The 14,839-nt window shown below is 70.1% G+C and carries 15 protein-coding genes; 6 read left to right on the top strand and 9 right to left on the bottom strand.

Features of this window, described 5'->3' with window-relative positions; all coding sequences use genetic code 11:
- Window positions 1-124 precede the first annotated feature (124 nt).
- The 3 genes from MOTC310_RS16595 to MOTC310_RS16585 form a co-directional block, all read right to left on the bottom strand.
- Window positions 125-859, bottom strand: coding sequence for a DUF3750 domain-containing protein (locus MOTC310_RS16595; protein ID WP_331302556.1), 735 nt, complete (start codon window positions 857-859; stop codon window positions 125-127).
- A gap of 97 nt (window positions 860-956) precedes the next feature.
- Window positions 957-1,772, bottom strand: a complete 816-nt coding sequence (mdcB, locus tag MOTC310_RS16590; protein ID WP_331302555.1) for a triphosphoribosyl-dephospho-CoA synthase MdcB — start codon at window positions 1,770-1,772, stop codon at window positions 957-959.
- A gap of 508 nt (window positions 1,773-2,280) precedes the next feature.
- Complete coding sequence (locus MOTC310_RS16585) at window positions 2,281-3,072, bottom strand: glycosyltransferase family 2 protein (protein WP_419539922.1); 792 nt, start codon at window positions 3,070-3,072, stop codon at window positions 2,281-2,283.
- A 131-nt stretch (window positions 3,073-3,203) separates the two neighbouring features.
- Here MOTC310_RS16585 and MOTC310_RS16580 point away from each other — a divergent pair, with 131 nt between their 5' ends.
- Window positions 3,204-4,616, top strand: coding sequence for a class I SAM-dependent methyltransferase (locus tag MOTC310_RS16580; RefSeq protein ID WP_331302554.1), 1,413 nt, complete (start codon window positions 3,204-3,206; stop codon window positions 4,614-4,616).
- Window positions 4,617-4,649: 33 nt separating this feature from the next.
- On the opposite strand, the gene MOTC310_RS16575 is transcribed toward MOTC310_RS16580, so the two are convergent.
- On the bottom strand, window positions 4,650-6,632 hold the full coding sequence (locus tag MOTC310_RS16575) for an acyl CoA:acetate/3-ketoacid CoA transferase (RefSeq protein WP_331302553.1): 1,983 nt from the start codon (window positions 6,630-6,632) through the stop codon (window positions 4,650-4,652).
- A 733-nt stretch (window positions 6,633-7,365) separates the two neighbouring features.
- Between MOTC310_RS16575 and MOTC310_RS16570 the strand changes: the two genes are divergently transcribed.
- A complete protein-coding gene (locus MOTC310_RS16570; RefSeq protein WP_331302552.1) occupies window positions 7,366-7,683 on the top strand; it encodes a hypothetical protein in 318 nt (105 codons plus the stop codon).
- A 53-nt stretch (window positions 7,684-7,736) separates the two neighbouring features.
- Here the strand turns inward: MOTC310_RS16570 and arsH are convergent, their stop codons facing one another.
- Window positions 7,737-8,504 (bottom strand): arsenical resistance protein ArsH, encoded by a 768-nt coding sequence (gene arsH / locus MOTC310_RS16565; RefSeq protein WP_331302551.1) that lies wholly within the window; start codon window positions 8,502-8,504, stop codon window positions 7,737-7,739.
- A gap of 50 nt (window positions 8,505-8,554) precedes the next feature.
- Here arsH and MOTC310_RS16560 point away from each other — a divergent pair, with 50 nt between their 5' ends.
- Genes MOTC310_RS16560 through MOTC310_RS16550 form a run of 3 tightly spaced genes read left to right on the top strand, consistent with a single transcriptional unit; the run spans window position 8,555 to window position 10,541 of the window.
- The gene (locus MOTC310_RS16560) at window positions 8,555-8,914 is read left to right on the top strand and encodes an ArsR/SmtB family transcription factor (protein WP_331292010.1); all 360 of its coding nucleotides are present in this window, start codon (window positions 8,555-8,557) and stop codon (window positions 8,912-8,914) included.
- Entirely contained in the window at window positions 8,907-9,344 is a 438-nt protein-coding gene (gene arsC, locus MOTC310_RS16555; RefSeq protein ID WP_331302550.1) for an arsenate reductase (glutaredoxin), read from the top strand. The genes MOTC310_RS16560 and arsC overlap by 8 nt, the downstream gene beginning before the upstream one ends.
- A 33-nt stretch (window positions 9,345-9,377) precedes the next feature.
- Window positions 9,378-10,541, top strand: coding sequence for an MFS transporter (locus tag MOTC310_RS16550; RefSeq protein ID WP_331302549.1), 1,164 nt, complete (start codon window positions 9,378-9,380; stop codon window positions 10,539-10,541).
- A gap of 27 nt (window positions 10,542-10,568) precedes the next feature.
- Here MOTC310_RS16550 and MOTC310_RS16545 read toward each other — a convergent pair whose 3' ends face one another.
- Genes MOTC310_RS16545 through MOTC310_RS16530 form a run of 4 tightly spaced genes read right to left on the bottom strand, consistent with a single transcriptional unit; the run spans window position 10,569 to window position 14,027 of the window.
- Window positions 10,569-11,858: an NAD(P)/FAD-dependent oxidoreductase gene (locus tag MOTC310_RS16545; protein WP_331302548.1), complete on the bottom strand. Its 1,290-nt coding sequence runs from the start codon at window positions 11,856-11,858 to the stop codon at window positions 10,569-10,571.
- Window positions 11,859-11,866: 8 nt separating this feature from the next.
- Window positions 11,867-12,598, bottom strand: coding sequence for an amino acid ABC transporter ATP-binding protein (locus MOTC310_RS16540; RefSeq protein ID WP_331302547.1), 732 nt, complete (start codon window positions 12,596-12,598; stop codon window positions 11,867-11,869).
- The gene (locus MOTC310_RS16535) at window positions 12,595-13,248 is read right to left on the bottom strand and encodes an amino acid ABC transporter permease (RefSeq protein ID WP_331292005.1); all 654 of its coding nucleotides are present in this window, start codon (window positions 13,246-13,248) and stop codon (window positions 12,595-12,597) included. The genes MOTC310_RS16540 and MOTC310_RS16535 overlap by 4 nt, the downstream gene beginning before the upstream one ends.
- A 5-nt stretch (window positions 13,249-13,253) precedes the next feature.
- The gene (locus MOTC310_RS16530; protein WP_331302546.1) at window positions 13,254-14,027 is read right to left on the bottom strand and encodes an ABC transporter substrate-binding protein; all 774 of its coding nucleotides are present in this window, start codon (window positions 14,025-14,027) and stop codon (window positions 13,254-13,256) included.
- A 196-nt stretch (window positions 14,028-14,223) separates the two neighbouring features.
- On the opposite strand from MOTC310_RS16530, the gene MOTC310_RS16525 reads away from it, so the two are divergent.
- Complete coding sequence (locus MOTC310_RS16525; protein WP_331302545.1) at window positions 14,224-14,784, top strand: helix-turn-helix domain-containing protein; 561 nt, start codon at window positions 14,224-14,226, stop codon at window positions 14,782-14,784.
- The last annotated feature ends 55 nt before the right edge of the window (window positions 14,785-14,839 follow it).

The raw sequence follows: 14,839 nt of genomic DNA, 5'->3' as shown, positions 1-14,839 counted from the left end.
CCCGGTGAAGGAGCCGGCCCACGACCTCGCGCCGTGAGCGACGCGCCCCGTCACCGCGGCCGGCCTCGCCCGGAGCCGGTCCCCGCTCGCGTCTGACCGGCGCGGCCGGTCCTCTGCGCGTCGCTCAGAGGCCGACTCGACCCAGAGCCGGCAACTTGATCCCGGGCCGGCGCAGATCGAACCCGGCGACGCCGCCGAGCAGGTTCACCTCCAGGCCCTCGACCCAGCCGAGCGTGAGGCCGGCATAGCCTCCGAGGTTGAGGCGGATGCCCGTGCGGGAGGGAGTCAGACCGATCCAGCGTCCGTCGTAGGGGAAGTCCTTGCCGATCGCGGTGGTCGGAAGGCTCGCGCGAATCTCCGGAACCGCCGCCATGACGGCGGCCACGAAGGTGTTCGAGTTCGGGCCGGGCCAGACGACGTAGTCGCCCGGCCGGCTGTAGCGGTACTCGGCCACGGCCTTCCGGATCCGCGGGAGCATCGCCTCCGCCTCGGGCCCGTCGGCCTCGAACACGACCGTCGGCGGATTTCCGAACCAGCGCCCGTCCGGCACGAACCGGTCGACCCAGATCGGCTGGCCCCAGGCCGTATAGTCGAACCGGCTGTAGGCGCGGGCGCCGCGGTCCTTGATGACGATCCAGCTATGGGTCGCCACGATGCCGCGCCAGCTCACGGTCCGCGCGGAGAAGATGCGCAGCACGGCGCCGGGATGCGCGTCCGGGCGCGGAAGCAGGCCGGCGCTGGACCGATCCGCAAGTCGCCAGTCGCCGCTCGCCCGCGTGGCGTAGAGCAAGGCGGAGATTGCTACAGGCACGAGGAAGAGCGCGGCGAGCGCGAGAAGGGCGATCCTGAACAGGGTCACGGGCGGTCCGGTGGGGGAGGGCGGGGGTAGAAGCCGAATGTAGGTATCGCCGGCACCCGCGAAACTGCGGCCGACGCGACCGGGGGCTGCTCGCGCGTCAGGACGGGGAGGTCAGGGCGTCCAGCAGAAGCGTTGCGGCCAGGAGATCGGCGCACCCGCCGGGACTGAGGCGCGCGGCCACGAAGGCGCGGTGGGTTGCCGCCGCGCGCTCCCGCCACGCGGGGGCCGCGATGCCGCCGGCCTCGAGAAAGGTCGCGGCGGCCGCCCGCGCGCCCACGAGGCCGTCGGTGCCGCCGCGGTGCAGGAGATTCGTGTCGTCGACGACCGCGAGCAGGGCGAAGAAGCAGTGCACGCGCGCCGCCTCGGCATCGTCGGGGGCGCAGGATCGGCCGAAGCGAAGCGCCGGGAGGCCGACGGTGCGGATCGTCGGGAAGCCCGCCGCCGCCTCGGCGCTGGCGCCGCCGACTCCGAAACGGCGCGCCGCACGGCCGCCGTGGCTCACGGCCGAGACCGGTGCCCCGGTGATCGCCGGCCCCCAGAGATGCCCGACGGTCGCGGCCAACGCTTCGGCGCTCGCCGGATCCGCGTTCCGCGCGCCCGCCGCCGCGCAGATCAGGCCCAGCGAGAAGATGGCGCCCCGATGCGCGTTGACGCCACCGGTTGCCCGCATCATCGCGGCCTCGGCGGTCAGACCGATCGCCCGGAGCTCCACCATCGCCGCATCGCGGGCCCCCGCCGCGACCAGCTCGGCGAAGAACGGCCGAATCGCCGCCGCGCTGCGGCGGAGCGTTCCCGCATCCATATCGTCGTGGCTGCCGGAATCGACCGGGCTTACGAGGCCGGGCTTGGGCCAGGTCTCCAGTTCCGCGACGAGCGCCGCGTGCGCCAGCTCCGCGACCCGTTCGGCCCACAACAGGCCGGCGCCCCTCGGCTCGGCAGCCGGGGCGGTGAGGCTCTGATCATCGCGCAGGGTCGTGCCTCCTCACGGATTCGCCAGCGCGGCGCGAAGGCCGTCGGGCGGCCCGACCTATACCGGATGGCGCCGCCCGCGCAGCCGCGTCGTTCTCCGGGGAAGGATGGATTGTCCTAGGGCGCTCCCGGGCCGGCTCGCGGGGCGGGCCAGGATCCGCGTGGCGAGCACGGCTCGGCTGCCCCGCATCCGATCGACCCGTCGAGGCAGGACATCGCGCCGCCGCCGGGGTGATGAGGATCGCGGGGGCGCGGAAGGCGCAGACATCGAGACGGGAAGGGGCCGCGGCGGGGAGGTTCATCGGCGCTTCTGACCGCCGTCCTCGCTTCATGATCCCGGCCCCCGGACATTGCGGCCGATGCTCGGCATGGCCAGGGGACCACAAGATCGTCCTGGCGGACCTGGCCGGGATCGCCGCGCCCGGTGCGACGCGCGAACGGCGGCAGCGTTCCTAGAAGGTTCCGACGAAGCGATCGGGCAATTGCCACAGGTCGGGGGCCTGGATCGCGCTCTTGCGTTCGATGGCGTCGGCGAAGATCCGCTTGGTGGTCTCGAAGAGGGCCTCACCCTGACGCATCCGAACGGCACGCCGCGGGACCCGACCGATATCCGCCTTCACGAAGGCCAGGAACTCCGTCGGATCGATCGCGTGATGGGAGTTCGGAATGCCGATCGGCGCAGCGGCGTTCCGCTTCTGCTGCCGCCGGAAGAGTATATCGTGATCCAGGTAGGCCAAGTGGAACAGGAACAGGTCCCGGAATTCGGGTCGGTGATCCTGAATCAGACAATGGAATCCGACGTGCCAGTCGACGCGCTCTGACACGATAGTGGCCTTGCACAGGGTCGATATCGGACGGATGAATCGCCGCTGGCCGGATATCGGCGCCGCGACGTCGATGGAGGGCTCTTCCGGGACGTGCATGACATCGGCACCGAACAGATCGAGGATCGGTGGCAGCGACCGCGATGCGATGTAGTCCGACAGGTTCGGCGATACGTCCGGGTCTGGCAGGATGAGCTCGTCGCTATCCGCATAGAGAACATATTTGAAGCCGATGAACAGCGAGGCGCAGAAATCCCTGACGGTGTGAGCGCGCTCCCATTCGTTCAGGGGCAACCGCGGCAACCGGATGACGTTAACGCGCAATCCTGTTGTCGAACCGTCGTCGGAACCGTGGTCAAGGATATAACAGTTCTCTGCCCCAACCTGCCGCTCGTAATGCTTCAGCCAGATCGGAAGCATGGTCGCTTCGTTATAGGCCATTGTCACAGCGGCGAGCGGCCTCTTCTGCAACGGTATTCCTTCCCGCCAATGCAGCATACACCGCGCGTCCACAGCGCGTCCGCGAAGCGTTTGTTCGGAGCTTAGATGCAATGGATCGTGCGCAGCAACTCCTCAGGTCGCTCGCTAAGGACGCCCGTATCGTCGAGGTTGGCCCGAGCTTCAGCCCGCTCGCGCCGAAGCGCGACGGTTGGAACACCTTCGTCATCGATCACGCGCCGCGCGCGGAACTCATCGCGAAGTATCATGACCAGACCGTCGACCGGATCGAGGAGGTCGATTTCGTCTGGACGGGGGGCTCGATCGCGGACGCGGTCCCGGTCGATCAGCACGGAACGTTCGACGCCTTCATCGCCAGCCACGTCATCGAGCACACCACCGATGTCGTGACCTTCCTGCGCGCCGCCGAGACGCTGCTCCGGCCGGACGGCGTGGTGATCCTGGCCGTGCCGGACAAGCGCAAATGCTTCGACTTCTACCGATCTCTCACCGGGACGGCCGACGCGATCGCGGCGTTCCTCGAGAAGCGGAACCGCCACACGGTCCGGACCCACATCGACTACGCAATGAACATGGCGCTCAAGGAGGACGGCACGGTCGGCGCCTGGTCGGGCCGGGACACGAGGCCGGCCCTCCCGGCCAACCCGCTGACCGATGAGGCGCAGTGGCTCGGCGCCGCGCGGGCGCCCGACTACACAGACGCGCATGCCTGGGTGTTCGTGCCGTCGAGCTTCAACCTGATGATCCTGGAGCTGTCGCAGCTCGGCTATATCGACCTGCGCGTCGAGGATTCCCTCGAGATGGACGCCACTGAGTTCTTCGTGTGGCTCCGCAAGGGATGCCGGCGTCTCTCTCCGGAGAAGATCCGTGAGCAGCGCACCGCGCTGATGCAGCACGTCATCGTCGAACTGGCCGAACAGGTGCAGCAACTGCCCGAGACGTCCTTCGCCCAGATGGCCTCGGCGGGTGCCCTGCGGGACCAGCTCCTCAGAGCGACTTACCGGACCGACGCGCTCCGCACGGTGCTGGCGGCGCTGCGCGCCAGCATCGGCCGGTTCGGGCTGGATCGGGCCAAGTTCAAGCGGCTGATCGGCGCGGCAAGCCAGAAGGTGCCGGGAAACCTCTCGGCGGCGGTCCAGCACAAGATCCTGCTGGGGGAGGCGACCAAGATCCTCGACGGCATCCCGGACACCGCTGCCGAGCTGGACGATCGCGATCCCGCCGTCATCGACGGCGCCGTGCTGGTCGCGCCGCTCGGCGCGGCCCAGTTCGGGGATCCGCTGCTCGCCGCCGAACTCGAGCGGGAGCGCCAGCGCGCCCGGGCCGTCCGCATGGTGCTCGACGCTGTGCTCGGAAGCCTGCGCGGCCGCGCCCTCGACAAGAAGCGGTTCCGGGACCTCGTCACGCGGGCGGCCGCGCAGACGCCGAATGACGGACCCGAAGCCGCCCGCCACGCGGTGCTGTCCGAGGAATCGCGGCGGGTCCTCGGCCTGCCGGTCGGCTGAACCGGGACGCGCCGCGGAGCACGCGGCCGGCGCTCAGGCCGCCGACGCGACCGCCGGGGAGATCCGCTTGCGGGCCTTCTTGTCCTCGGTGCTGCTCACGAAGGCCTGCGCCTCCTCCTTGCGCTCGAAGACGTGCGGCGCGACCCCGCGCTTGTTCAGGGCCTCCTCCATCTTGAGGCGCAGGAAGGCGCTCGTCGCGTAGCGGGTCGTGGTGGCGTAGTAGTTCGCCTGCAGGTACTGGACCATGCCGGCGTAATCGTCGACGAGGCTCTCGTTCAGCCGGAAGCCGTCGTGGTTGATCACGGCGTTGACCCGCTGGCCCGCCTTCCGGCAGGCCTCGACGATGGTCATGCGCAGCTCGTCCATGTCGCCCTTCACCCGGCAGTACCAGCCTTCCAGGTTGACGAAGAGGATGTTGCGCTCACCGTCGTAGCTGACGCGCGACTTGAGATCGAGGTTGAGCAGGTCCGAGATGAGCTCCATCGGCTCGTCGCGGAAGATGCGCGGATCCATCGGCACCGGATTGCGCACCACGGGCGCGAAATCCATGTGGGCGAGGATGTCGCGCTCGATATCGATCCCGGGCGCGACCTCGATCAGCTCGAGCCCCTCAGGCGTCAGCTGGAAGACGCAGCGCTCGGTCACGTAGAGGACCGGCTGCGACCGTTCCACCGCGTAGGGCCCCGAGAAGGTGTTCTGCTGGACCTGGGTGACGAACTTGCGCGCCTTGCCCTCGTTCACGACGCGCACCTGCCCGTCGTTCACGGCGATCTCGAGACCGCCGGCCGTGAACGTCCCGGCGAACACGACGGTGCGGGCGTTCTGCGAGATGTTGATGAAGCCGCCGCAGCCGTTCAGCTTGCCGCCGAACCGCGAGGTGTTGACGTTGCCGGCCGCGTCGCACTCGGCCATGCCCAGGCAGGTCATGTCGAGGCCGCCGCCGTCGTAGAAGTCGAACATCTGGTTCTGGTCGATGATGCAATCGGCGTTGGTGGCGGCGCCGAAGCTCGAACCGGAGGCCAGCACCCCGCCGACCGCCCCCGCCTCGGTGGTGAGGGTGATGTAGGGGGTGATCTTCTCCTCGTTGGCGACCGACGAGATGCCCTCCGGCGCGCCGACGCCGAGATTGACCACGCCGTTCGGCGGCAGTTCGAAGGCGGCGCGGCGCGCGATGATCTTGCGCTCGTTGAGCGCCATCCGCCTGATGCCGGTGACCGGGACCCGAATTTCGCCAGCGAGGGCGGCGTCGTGCATCACGCCGTAATTCATCCGGTGCATCTCGGGCTCGGCGACCACCACGCAGTCGACCAGGATGCCGGGGACGCGCACGTCCTTCGGCAGGAGGTAGCCGTCGTCGACGATGCGCTCAACCTGGGCGATGACGATGCCGCCGTTGTTGCGGGCCGCCATGGCCTGCGCGAGGCAGTCGAGGGTCAGCGCCTCCTTCTCGTAGGAGAGGTTGCCCGACGGGTCGGCCGAGGTGGCCCGGATGAAGGCCACGTCGATCTTGGTCGCCGTGTAGAACAGCCACTCCTCGCCATCGACCTCGACGAGCTTGACGATGTCCTCGGTGGTCAGCTCGTTGACCTTGGCACCGCCGTGGCGCGGATCGACATAGGTCTTCAGGCCGACCTTCGAGAACAGGCCCGGCTGGCCCGCCGCGCAGGCCCGGTAGAGCTGGGAAATCACGCCCTGGGGCAGATTGTAGCCGCGGATCAGATTGTCCTGCGCGGCCTTGGCGACCTTCGGCATGCGGCCGAAATTGGCCGCGATGACCCGCGAGAGGAGGCCGTCATGGTGGAGGCGGCCGGTGCCGAGCCCTTTGCTGTCGCCGGCGCCCGCCGTCATGATCAGGGTGAGGCCGCGCGGCGATCCGGTCTCGACGAACCGCTTCTCGAGGGCGGCGTGCAGGGCCTCCGGGATGCAGCTCTGGACGAACCCCGTGGTGGTCACGACGTCGTTCTCGCGGATCAGCGCGATCGCCTCTTCCGCCGAGATGACCTTGTTCTTCCTCATGGAGCCCGTGATCCTCCCCGGCACCCGGAGGAGCGGCCGGCCGTGATGCCCGTCGCCTCCGGCTGCGCCATGCGCCGCCCCCAGTGTTGCCGGGACGTCTCGGCCCCGAGGATCAGCTGAGTTTTGAATACGATCGTTATTGCACCGCATCAATATTTGCGGCACTGCACGAGGGCACGTGCCGGCCCCGGACAATACTCCGAACATGCAATCCGGCGCTGCTGAAAAACTCTTCGGTCCGCGATCAGAAAAATTGCGCTCGCGGGGCGGCTTTCGGCCGCCTGTGCTCCGCCGCACGCGATTTTCACGGCCGGCGTGCGCCGGCTCACCGCGGCAGCGCCCGATCCGGTGTCTCTCGGTCTCGACACGACAGGAGGCGATCATGAACCGAGATCCGAGAGCCCGCAGGAGGCAGTCCGACGGCAAGGCCCGGCCGGCGGAGTCCGACCGCGATACCGACTCCCGCGCACGCGAGGCGGTGGTGGATGCCTGGCGCCGGGCGCTCCGCCGGATGCGGGAGCGACACGCCGCCGACGAGCGCGCCGATCCGGGCCGCTGAACCCCCTGGAGAGCCGAGCGGCTCGGTCCGGCGACCGGCGACGACTCACACCGGGAGGCCGGATCGACCTCCGGCGTCGCCCGAATGGTCACGGGGACCGACCCTTTTTCTCTACTTGGCGCGACACGGCGGGCGCGTCACAGCCTGGGCAACGAACGGGGAGCAGGTGAGCCGATGGACGACGACGTCGCAGACGGCATGGACGGCGACGCGAGCTCCGCGGCGGCGCAGGAGGCGAACGGGATCGCCTTCCTGCTGGCGAGCGCCGCCTACCTGACGCTCGCAGACGCGCATCTGCGGCGGGAAGGTCCGGAGGGGCTCGCCCTGATGGACGAGATCGAGGACCGGATCACGGAGGCCCTGCGGAGCTTCGTCGAGGAGACGTCCTACGAGGACGCGCGGCCGGACATCCTCCAGCACGCGACCCGCAAGGTCCGCGCCCTCCTCGAAGCGGGGCGCTCGCTGGCGCCGGAGATGCGGCGGTTCCAGTAGGCACCGTCCCGGAGCGGGCCGAGCCGCAGCGCGTCCCGCCCGCCCGGGAAAGCTCAGGCGCCCGGCCGCGGCGGCGTCACGAAGCCAATATCGACCGCGACCCCCGCGAGCCGATCGGGATCGCGCTCCTTGCGCTCGCTGTAGCGATCCACGAGGTAATCGGCGCACCCGCGGGTCAGCAGCGTGAACTTCATCAGTTCCTCGCACACGTCGACGACCCGGTCGTAGAGCGGTCCGGGCTTCATCCGGCCGGCCTCGTCGAACTCCTTGTAGGCCATCGGGACCGAGGACTGGTTGGGGATCGTGATCATCCGCATCCAGCGGCCGAGCACGGGCAGAGCGTTCACCGCGTTGAAGCTCTGGGAACCGCCCGAGACCTGCATCACCGCGAGGGTCCTGCCCTGGGTCGGCCGCAGACTTCCCTCCGACAGGGGCAGCCAGTCGATCTGGCTCTTCATCACGCCGGTCAGGGTGCCGTGCCGCTCGGGCGAGACCCAGACCTGCCCCTCGGACCAAGCCGAGAGGGTGCGCAATTCCTGCACCTTCGGGTGGTCGGCGGTCGCGTCGTCGGGCAGCGGCAGGCCGTCGGCGTGGTAGATGCGGACGTCGCCGCCCAGGGCTTCCAGGAGCCGCGCCGCCTCGAAAGCCAGAAACCGGCTGAAGGAGCGTTCGCGGAGCGACCCGTACAGGATCAGAAATCGCGGCGGGTGGCGGACCGGGACCGCCTGACCGGCCCCGTCGGTCGGCGCCGCAAAATGCGCCGCGCTGAGGTTCGGCAGTCCGTCACGGACCGACGGGGCAGGGGACGGGCTCTTGCTCACGGACGCGCTTTCTCATACGTTCAAACGGTCATTTGAAGATTGTCGTGGAAATGGACGACGCGCAAGCCCTGGCGGCCTTCGCGGCCCTGGCGCAGGAGCACCGACTGCGGCTGGTGCGCGCGCTGGTGAGAGCCGGCCCGGACGGGCTCGCTTCCGGCACGCTGGCCGAGGCGGTCGGCGTGTCGGCCGCGACGGTCTCGCACCACCTCAAGGAGTTGAGCCGCGCTGGCCTGGTCGGATCGCGTCGCGACGGCCGGTCCATCATCTACAGGGCCGCCTATCCGGCGCTCGCCGACCTGATCGCGTTCCTGATGCGCGATTGCTGCCAGGGCCGCGCGGAGATCTGCACGCCGGCGGCGGAGACCCTGGCTGCCTGCCTCTGCCCGTCGGGAGAAACAACCCATGCCTGAACCGTTCGACGTTGTGATCTACCACAACCCGGCCTGCGGCACGTCGCGGAACACCCTCGCGATGATCCGCAACGCCGGCATCGAGCCGCACGTCGTCGAGTATCTCAAGACCCCGCCGGCCCGGGCCCTGCTGGAGCAGCTCCTCGCCCGCGCGGGCCTGTCGGTGCGGGACGTGATCCGGGAAAAGGGCACGCCCTACGCCGAGCTGAAGCTCGGCGCCCCGGGCGTGACGGACGGGCAGTTGCTCGACGCCATCGCGGCGCATCCGATCCTGTTGAACCGGCCGCTGGTGGTGACGCCGAAGGGCGTCCGCCTGTGCCGCCCTTCCGAGGCCGTGCTGGACCTCCTGCCGCCGCAGCGGGGCACCTTCGTGAAGGAGGACGGCGAGCCGGTGATCGACGAGCAGGGCCGCCGTGTCGCCACGGCCTGAGCGGCGGCGAGCGGTCGCGGCGGCAGCCCGGACATGAGCGAGGCCCGCCGCTGGCCGGTGATCGCCGCCCTCGGCGTCGTCGAGATCCTGGCCTGGGGCTCGTCGTTCTACCTGCCGGCGGTGATGGCGGGTCCCATCGCCGAGAGCACCGGCTGGCCGCTCGCCTGGGTGGTCGGCGGCTTGGCCGTCGGCCTCCTCGTCGCGGCCCTCGTCTCGCCGCATGTCGGGGCGGCGATTCACCGGCGCGGCGGGCGCCCGGTCCTCGCCCTCGCGGCGCTGCTCCTCGCCGCCGGGCTGACCGTGGTGGCGGTGGCGCCGATCCTGCCGGTCTACCTCGCCGGCTGGCTGATCCTCGGCGCCGGCATGGGATGCGGCCTGTACGACCCGGCCTTCGCGACCCTGGGACGGTTGTACGGCGCGGGCGCGCGTCCAGCCATCACCACCCTGACCCTGTGGGGCGGGTTCGCCAGCACCGTGTGCTGGCCGCTCTCCGCCTTCCTGGTGGCTCATATCGGCTGGCGGGGCGCCTGCCTCACCTATGCCGGCCTGCACCTCGCGGTGACGCTGCCGCTGATCCTCGCGATGATCCCGCACGCGCCGGCGCTTCCGGTCCCCGACGGGCCGCAGGAATCGGGCAGCGCGCCCCTGTCGACCCGGGAGCGCCGCGCTTTCCTGCTGTTCGCGGGTGTGCTGGTCCTCGGCGGCGCGATCATGTCCCAGGTGTCGGTTCACCTGCTCGCCCTGCTCCAGGCGAGGGGCGTGTCGCTTGCCGCCGCCGTCTCGTACGGGGCGCTGATCGGTCCCGCGCAGGTGGGCGCCCGCGTCGTCGAGATCTCCCTGAAGGGCCGGCACCACCCGCTCTGGACGCTCACGGCCGCCTTCGGCCTGATCGCCCTCGGATTGTGGCTGCTGGCGGCCGGACTGCCGGGTGTGGCGCTCTGGCTGGTGCTCTACGCGGGCGGCAACGGGATCTACTCGATCGCCCGCGGGACGGTGCCGCTCGCCCTGTTCGGACCCGATCGCTACCCGCTGGCGGTTGGCCGCCTCGCCCGGCCGGCCCTCGTCGCCCAGGCCCTGGCCCCGCCGGCGGGGGCCGTAGTGCTGACCCATGCCGGGCCGGGCGCCCTGTGGTGGTTGCTGCTCGCGCTGGCGCTCGCCGCCTTGGGCCTCATCGGGGCGCTGTGGCGCGTGCGGTGACCGCGCGTCCGACGCCCCCCGCCCGGATCAGCGGATGCCGCCGTCGCTCAGGCGGTACCACGCGATGATGGCCGAGACGTACAGCCGATGGAGGGCATGGAGCGGCAGCGGCTCGATCGGCGTGAGCGGGAGGGGCAGGCTGTCGGTGTCGCCAGTGGCGATGTAGGCGGCCATTGCCCGGCCCATGGCCGACTGGAGACCGACGCCTCGGCCCTGGCAGCCGATATCGATGAGGAGACCCGGCGCCGGCTCGTGGAGATGGGGCAGGTAGTCCCGGGTGATCGCGACGCGGCCGCACCAGCGATGGTCGAAGGCGATCCCGTCGAGCTGGGGGAAGAGCTTGGCGACGATCCGCTCGAGATGGGCCCAGTCGGCGGGGCTGCGCGGCTCGCGGAACGGGCCCCGGCCGCCCATCAGCAGGCGGCCGGTATGGTCGAGGCGGAAGTAGAGCAGCAGCTTGCGCGTGTCCGAGGAGACGTGACCTTCGGGCAGGATCGAGCGCCGCAGGTTGTCGGTGAGCGGCACCGTCGCGACTTGGAAGGAATTCGCCGCGATCACGGTCCGCGCCAGGTCCGGCCAGAGCCCGCCCGTGTAGCCGTTGGTGCACAGCACGACCCGGCCGGTTGTCACCCGTTCGCCCTGGGCGGTCGTGACGGTCCAGCCCGACCCGGTCCGTTCGAGGGCGGTGACCGGCGACGCGCCGTGGATCGTGGCGCCGGCCTTCTGGGCGGCCCGCGCGAGGCCGCGGGCGTAGCTGAGGGGCTGAATCGCCCCGCCGCGGCCGTCGAGCCAGCCGCCGAGATAGCGGTCGGTCCCGAGGAGTTGCCCGGTCTCGGCCCGGTCGAGGACGCGGGTCGGGGCACCGAGATCCGCCCACTGGGCCGCCCGCTCGGCGACCTCGGCGAGCCCGGCCTCGGTGTGGGCGCCCTGGATCCAGCCGGCGCGGGAATGCGGCACGTCCATCCCGTGCCGGGCGATGAGGTCGAACACGACGTCGGCGGTCCCGCCGGCGAAGCGCGCGAGGCGCTCGCCGCGCTCCCGGCCGAACCGGGCGACGAGGTCGGCGGGATCGTATTTCAGGCCCGGGATGACCTGGCCGCCGTTGCGGCCGGACCCGCCGTAGCCGACCTCCTGCGCCTCGAGCACGACGGGCCGGATGCCGCGCTCGGCGAGGTGCAGGGCGGTGGACAGGCCGCAGAAGCCGCCGCCGACGATCACCACCTCGGCCAGGCCGGATCGGGCGAGGGGCGGCGTGTCCGGCGCGGGCGCCGCCGTGGTGGCCCAGAGCGAGGGTGCGAGCGGGAACGGTTCGGCCACGGCGTGTCCTAGAGCGGGTGCAGCACGCGCTGCAGGAAGTCCCGGGTGCGCGGGTTCTGCGGCCGGTTGAGGATCTCGGCGGCCGGGCCCTGCTCCACGAGGCGGCCGCCGTCGAGGAACAGGACCCGGTCGGCGACCTCGCGGGCGAACCCGATCTCGTGGGTGACCACGATCATCGTCATACCCTCGTCGGCGAGGGCGCGCATGACCTTCAGCACGTCGCCGACCAGCTCGGGATCGAGGGCCGAGGTCGGCTCGTCGAACAGGATCGCCTCCGGCCGCATGGCGAGCGCCCGGGCGATCGCGACGCGCTGCTGCTGCCCGCCGGAGAGCTCGTTCGGCCGGGCGTGCTCCTTGCCCGAGAGGCCGACCCGGGCGAGCAGGGCGCGCGCCCGCTCCTCGGCCTCCGAGCGGGACTCGCCCTTCACGTGGATCGGGCCCTCGACGACGTTCTCAAGGGCGGTCCGGTTGGCGAACAGGTTGAAGCGCTGGAAGACCATGGAGACCCGGGTGCGGATCGCCTTGATGCCGCGCTTGTCCCGGTCGACCCGCTGACCGTCGACCCGGATCTCGCCGCCGTCGTAGGCCTCCAGACCGTTGATGCAGCGCAGGAGGGTCGACTTGCCGGATCCCGAGGGCCCGATGATGCAGACCACCTCGCCCTTGGTGACCTCGGCCGAGACGCCCTTGATCACCTCCAGCGCGCCGTAATGCTTGCGGACGTTTTCCAGGACGATCATCGATGCCGCCCCTTCGCCTCGAAATGGCGGACTAGCAGGATCAGCGGCAGGCTGAGCGCGAGGTACATCAGCGCCACCAGCGTGTAGACGCTTGTGTTCTTGAAGGTCGAGGACGCGATCAGCTTCCCCTGGAGCGCCAGCTCCGCGACCGTGATGGTCGAGGCCTGCGAGGAATCCTTGAGCATCATGATCATGATGTTGCCGTAGGGCGGCAGAGCGATCCGGATCGCCTGCGGCAGGATCACCCGCCGCATGGTCATGCCCCAGCCCATGCCGATCGACAGCGCCGCCTCGACCTGCCCGCGGTCAACCGCCTCGATACCGGCGCGGAAGTTCTCCGCCTGGTAGGCCGAGTAGGCGATGCCGAGCCCGATGATCGCCGCCTGGACGGCCGTGAGCGACAGGCCGAAATCGGGCATCACGAAGTAGATGTAGAACAGCTGCACGATGATCGGGATGCCGCGCAGGATGTTGATCATCACCGCGCTGAAGCCCGCCAGGACGGCGATACCGGAGACCCGCATCACCGCCCAGACCAGGCCGAGCAGCGTCGAGACCACCAGGGAGGCGAGGGTGATCAGGATGGTGAGCTGCACGCCCTGAAGCAGGATCGGCAGGTAGTCCTGGGCGTCGGCGAGGAACTCGCGCATGAAGTTCAGGACCGGTCGGCCGAGGGCGGCAGACCCCACTTCGTGAGGATCGCCTGGAGCGTCCCGTCGGCCTTCAGCTTGGCGAGTGCCTTGTCGATCTTGGCCAGGAGCTCGGGGTCGGTCTTGCGGACGCTGAGACCCACCGAGGCGACCACCGTCGGCTTGAAGGTCTCGACCAGCCGGACGCCCGGAAACAGCCCCTGCTTCACGTAGTAGGCGAGGATCGGCGCGTCGGCGAAGCCGGCCTTCAGCCGCCCGGCATTCACGTCCCGGATGATGTCGGGGATCGCGTCGTAGATCTTCACCTCGTTGAAGAGCCCCGACTTCTTCAGCGGCTCGACGAAGGCGGTGCCGACCTGGGCGCCCACCGTCTCTCCCTTGAGGTCGGCGAAGGAGGTGTAATCCTTCGTGTCGGTCTTCGGGACGATCAGCCCCTCGCCGTAGCTGTAGACCGGCGCCGAGAAGGCCACGACCTCCTTGCGCTGCGGCGTGATGAACATCGCCGCCGCGATGATGTCGATCTTCGAGGCGGTGAGCGCCGGGATCAGCGTCGAGAATTGCAGCGGCTCCACCGCGACCGTGAAGCCCGCCTCCTTGCTGACCGCGTTGACGAGGTCCACCATCACGCCCTGAATGGTGTTCGTCTTGGTGTCGAGGAAGGTGAAGGGCAGGCCGGTGGGCGTCGAACCCACCTTCAGGGGTTGCGCGCCCGCGGCGCTCCCGAGAACGCCGAGGAGCAGCGCCGACGACAGACACAGCTTGGCCAACCGTCTTCTCATGGTGCCGCTCCCGTGCAGTACCGGGTCACCGCGCAGAAGCCGGAGCCCGATTTCATTCTCGTGAAGAATACCGCACGTTTTCAGTATCGACGCAAGCGACTTTCACGTGCATGAAGAACCGCACGAGAGGCAGGCTGGCGTGACGGTGAGCATCCCCCGAGGCGAAGCAACGGGTCCGGAACCGGTCGACCGGGCCGTGGGTCAGCGCCTGCGCGGCCTGCGGCGGGCGCGGGGCCTCTCGCTCGAAGCGGTGGCCGCCAGCACGGGCCTGTCGATCGGCTTCATCAGCCAGGTCGAGCGGGGCCTGTCGTCGCCCTCCCTCCGGGTGCTGGCGCTCCTCGCCGACACGCTGCAGATCGGGATCGGCGGCCTCTTCGAATCCGGCCCGGACGCGCCCGATCCGGACCCGATCGTGGTGTTCCGGAAGGACCGGCCGGAACTCCAGCTCTGGCGCGCTGGCATCACCAAGCAGCTCCTGACCCCGCCCGGTGGCGCGCAGGGGATGAGCCTGTTCCACATGGTGCTGAAGGCTGGGGCGAGCACCGGCGACGAGCTGTTCAGCCACGACGGAGAGGAGGCCGGTCTCGTCCTCGCGGGGCGCCTGACCTTGGTCGTCGAGACGCGCACCCTTCAGCTCGCGGAGGGCGACAGCTTCCGCTTCGAGAGCCGGCGGCCCCACCGGTTCAGCAATCCCGACCCGCGCGGTGAGACCGTCGTGCTGTGGGTCAACGTCCTCGGGTCCCTGCCGGAAGCCTGAGCGCCGCGCGTCCGCGCCCGGCATCGCGAGGCGGATGGCCGGCGGAGCGCCCCGT

It is taken from the genome of Methylobacterium oryzae, from assembly GCF_036441375.1.
GTDB lineage: Bacteria > Pseudomonadota > Alphaproteobacteria > Rhizobiales > Beijerinckiaceae > Methylobacterium > Methylobacterium oryzae_A.
This window is presented reverse-complemented; position numbering and strand designations above follow the sequence as displayed.

Bases quoted from the DNA above. Each gene is read 5' to 3' on its own strand.
- MOTC310_RS16530 (WP_331302546.1), bottom strand. From the start codon at position 14,027: ATGAGAAGACGGTTGGCCAAGCTGTGTCTGTCGTCGGCGCTGCTCCTC.
- MOTC310_RS16585 (WP_419539922.1), bottom strand. From the start codon at position 3,072: ATGCTTCCGATCTGGCTGAAGCATTACGAGCGGCAGGTTGGGGCAGAG.
- MOTC310_RS16560 (WP_331292010.1), top strand. From the start codon at position 8,555: ATGGACGACGCGCAAGCCCTGGCGGCCTTCGCGGCCCTGGCGCAGGAG.
- MOTC310_RS16570 (WP_331302552.1), top strand. From the start codon at position 7,366: ATGGACGACGACGTCGCAGACGGCATGGACGGCGACGCGAGCTCCGCG.
- MOTC310_RS16575 (WP_331302553.1), bottom strand. From the start codon at position 6,632: ATGAGGAAGAACAAGGTCATCTCGGCGGAAGAGGCGATCGCGCTGATC.
- MOTC310_RS16540 (WP_331302547.1), bottom strand. From the start codon at position 12,598: ATGATCGTCCTGGAAAACGTCCGCAAGCATTACGGCGCGCTGGAGGTG.
- MOTC310_RS16535 (WP_331292005.1), bottom strand. From the start codon at position 13,248: ATGCGCGAGTTCCTCGCCGACGCCCAGGACTACCTGCCGATCCTGCTT.
- MOTC310_RS16580 (WP_331302554.1), top strand. From the start codon at position 3,204: ATGGATCGTGCGCAGCAACTCCTCAGGTCGCTCGCTAAGGACGCCCGT.
- MOTC310_RS16550 (WP_331302549.1), top strand. From the start codon at position 9,378: ATGAGCGAGGCCCGCCGCTGGCCGGTGATCGCCGCCCTCGGCGTCGTC.
- arsC (WP_331302550.1), top strand. From the start codon at position 8,907: ATGCCTGAACCGTTCGACGTTGTGATCTACCACAACCCGGCCTGCGGC.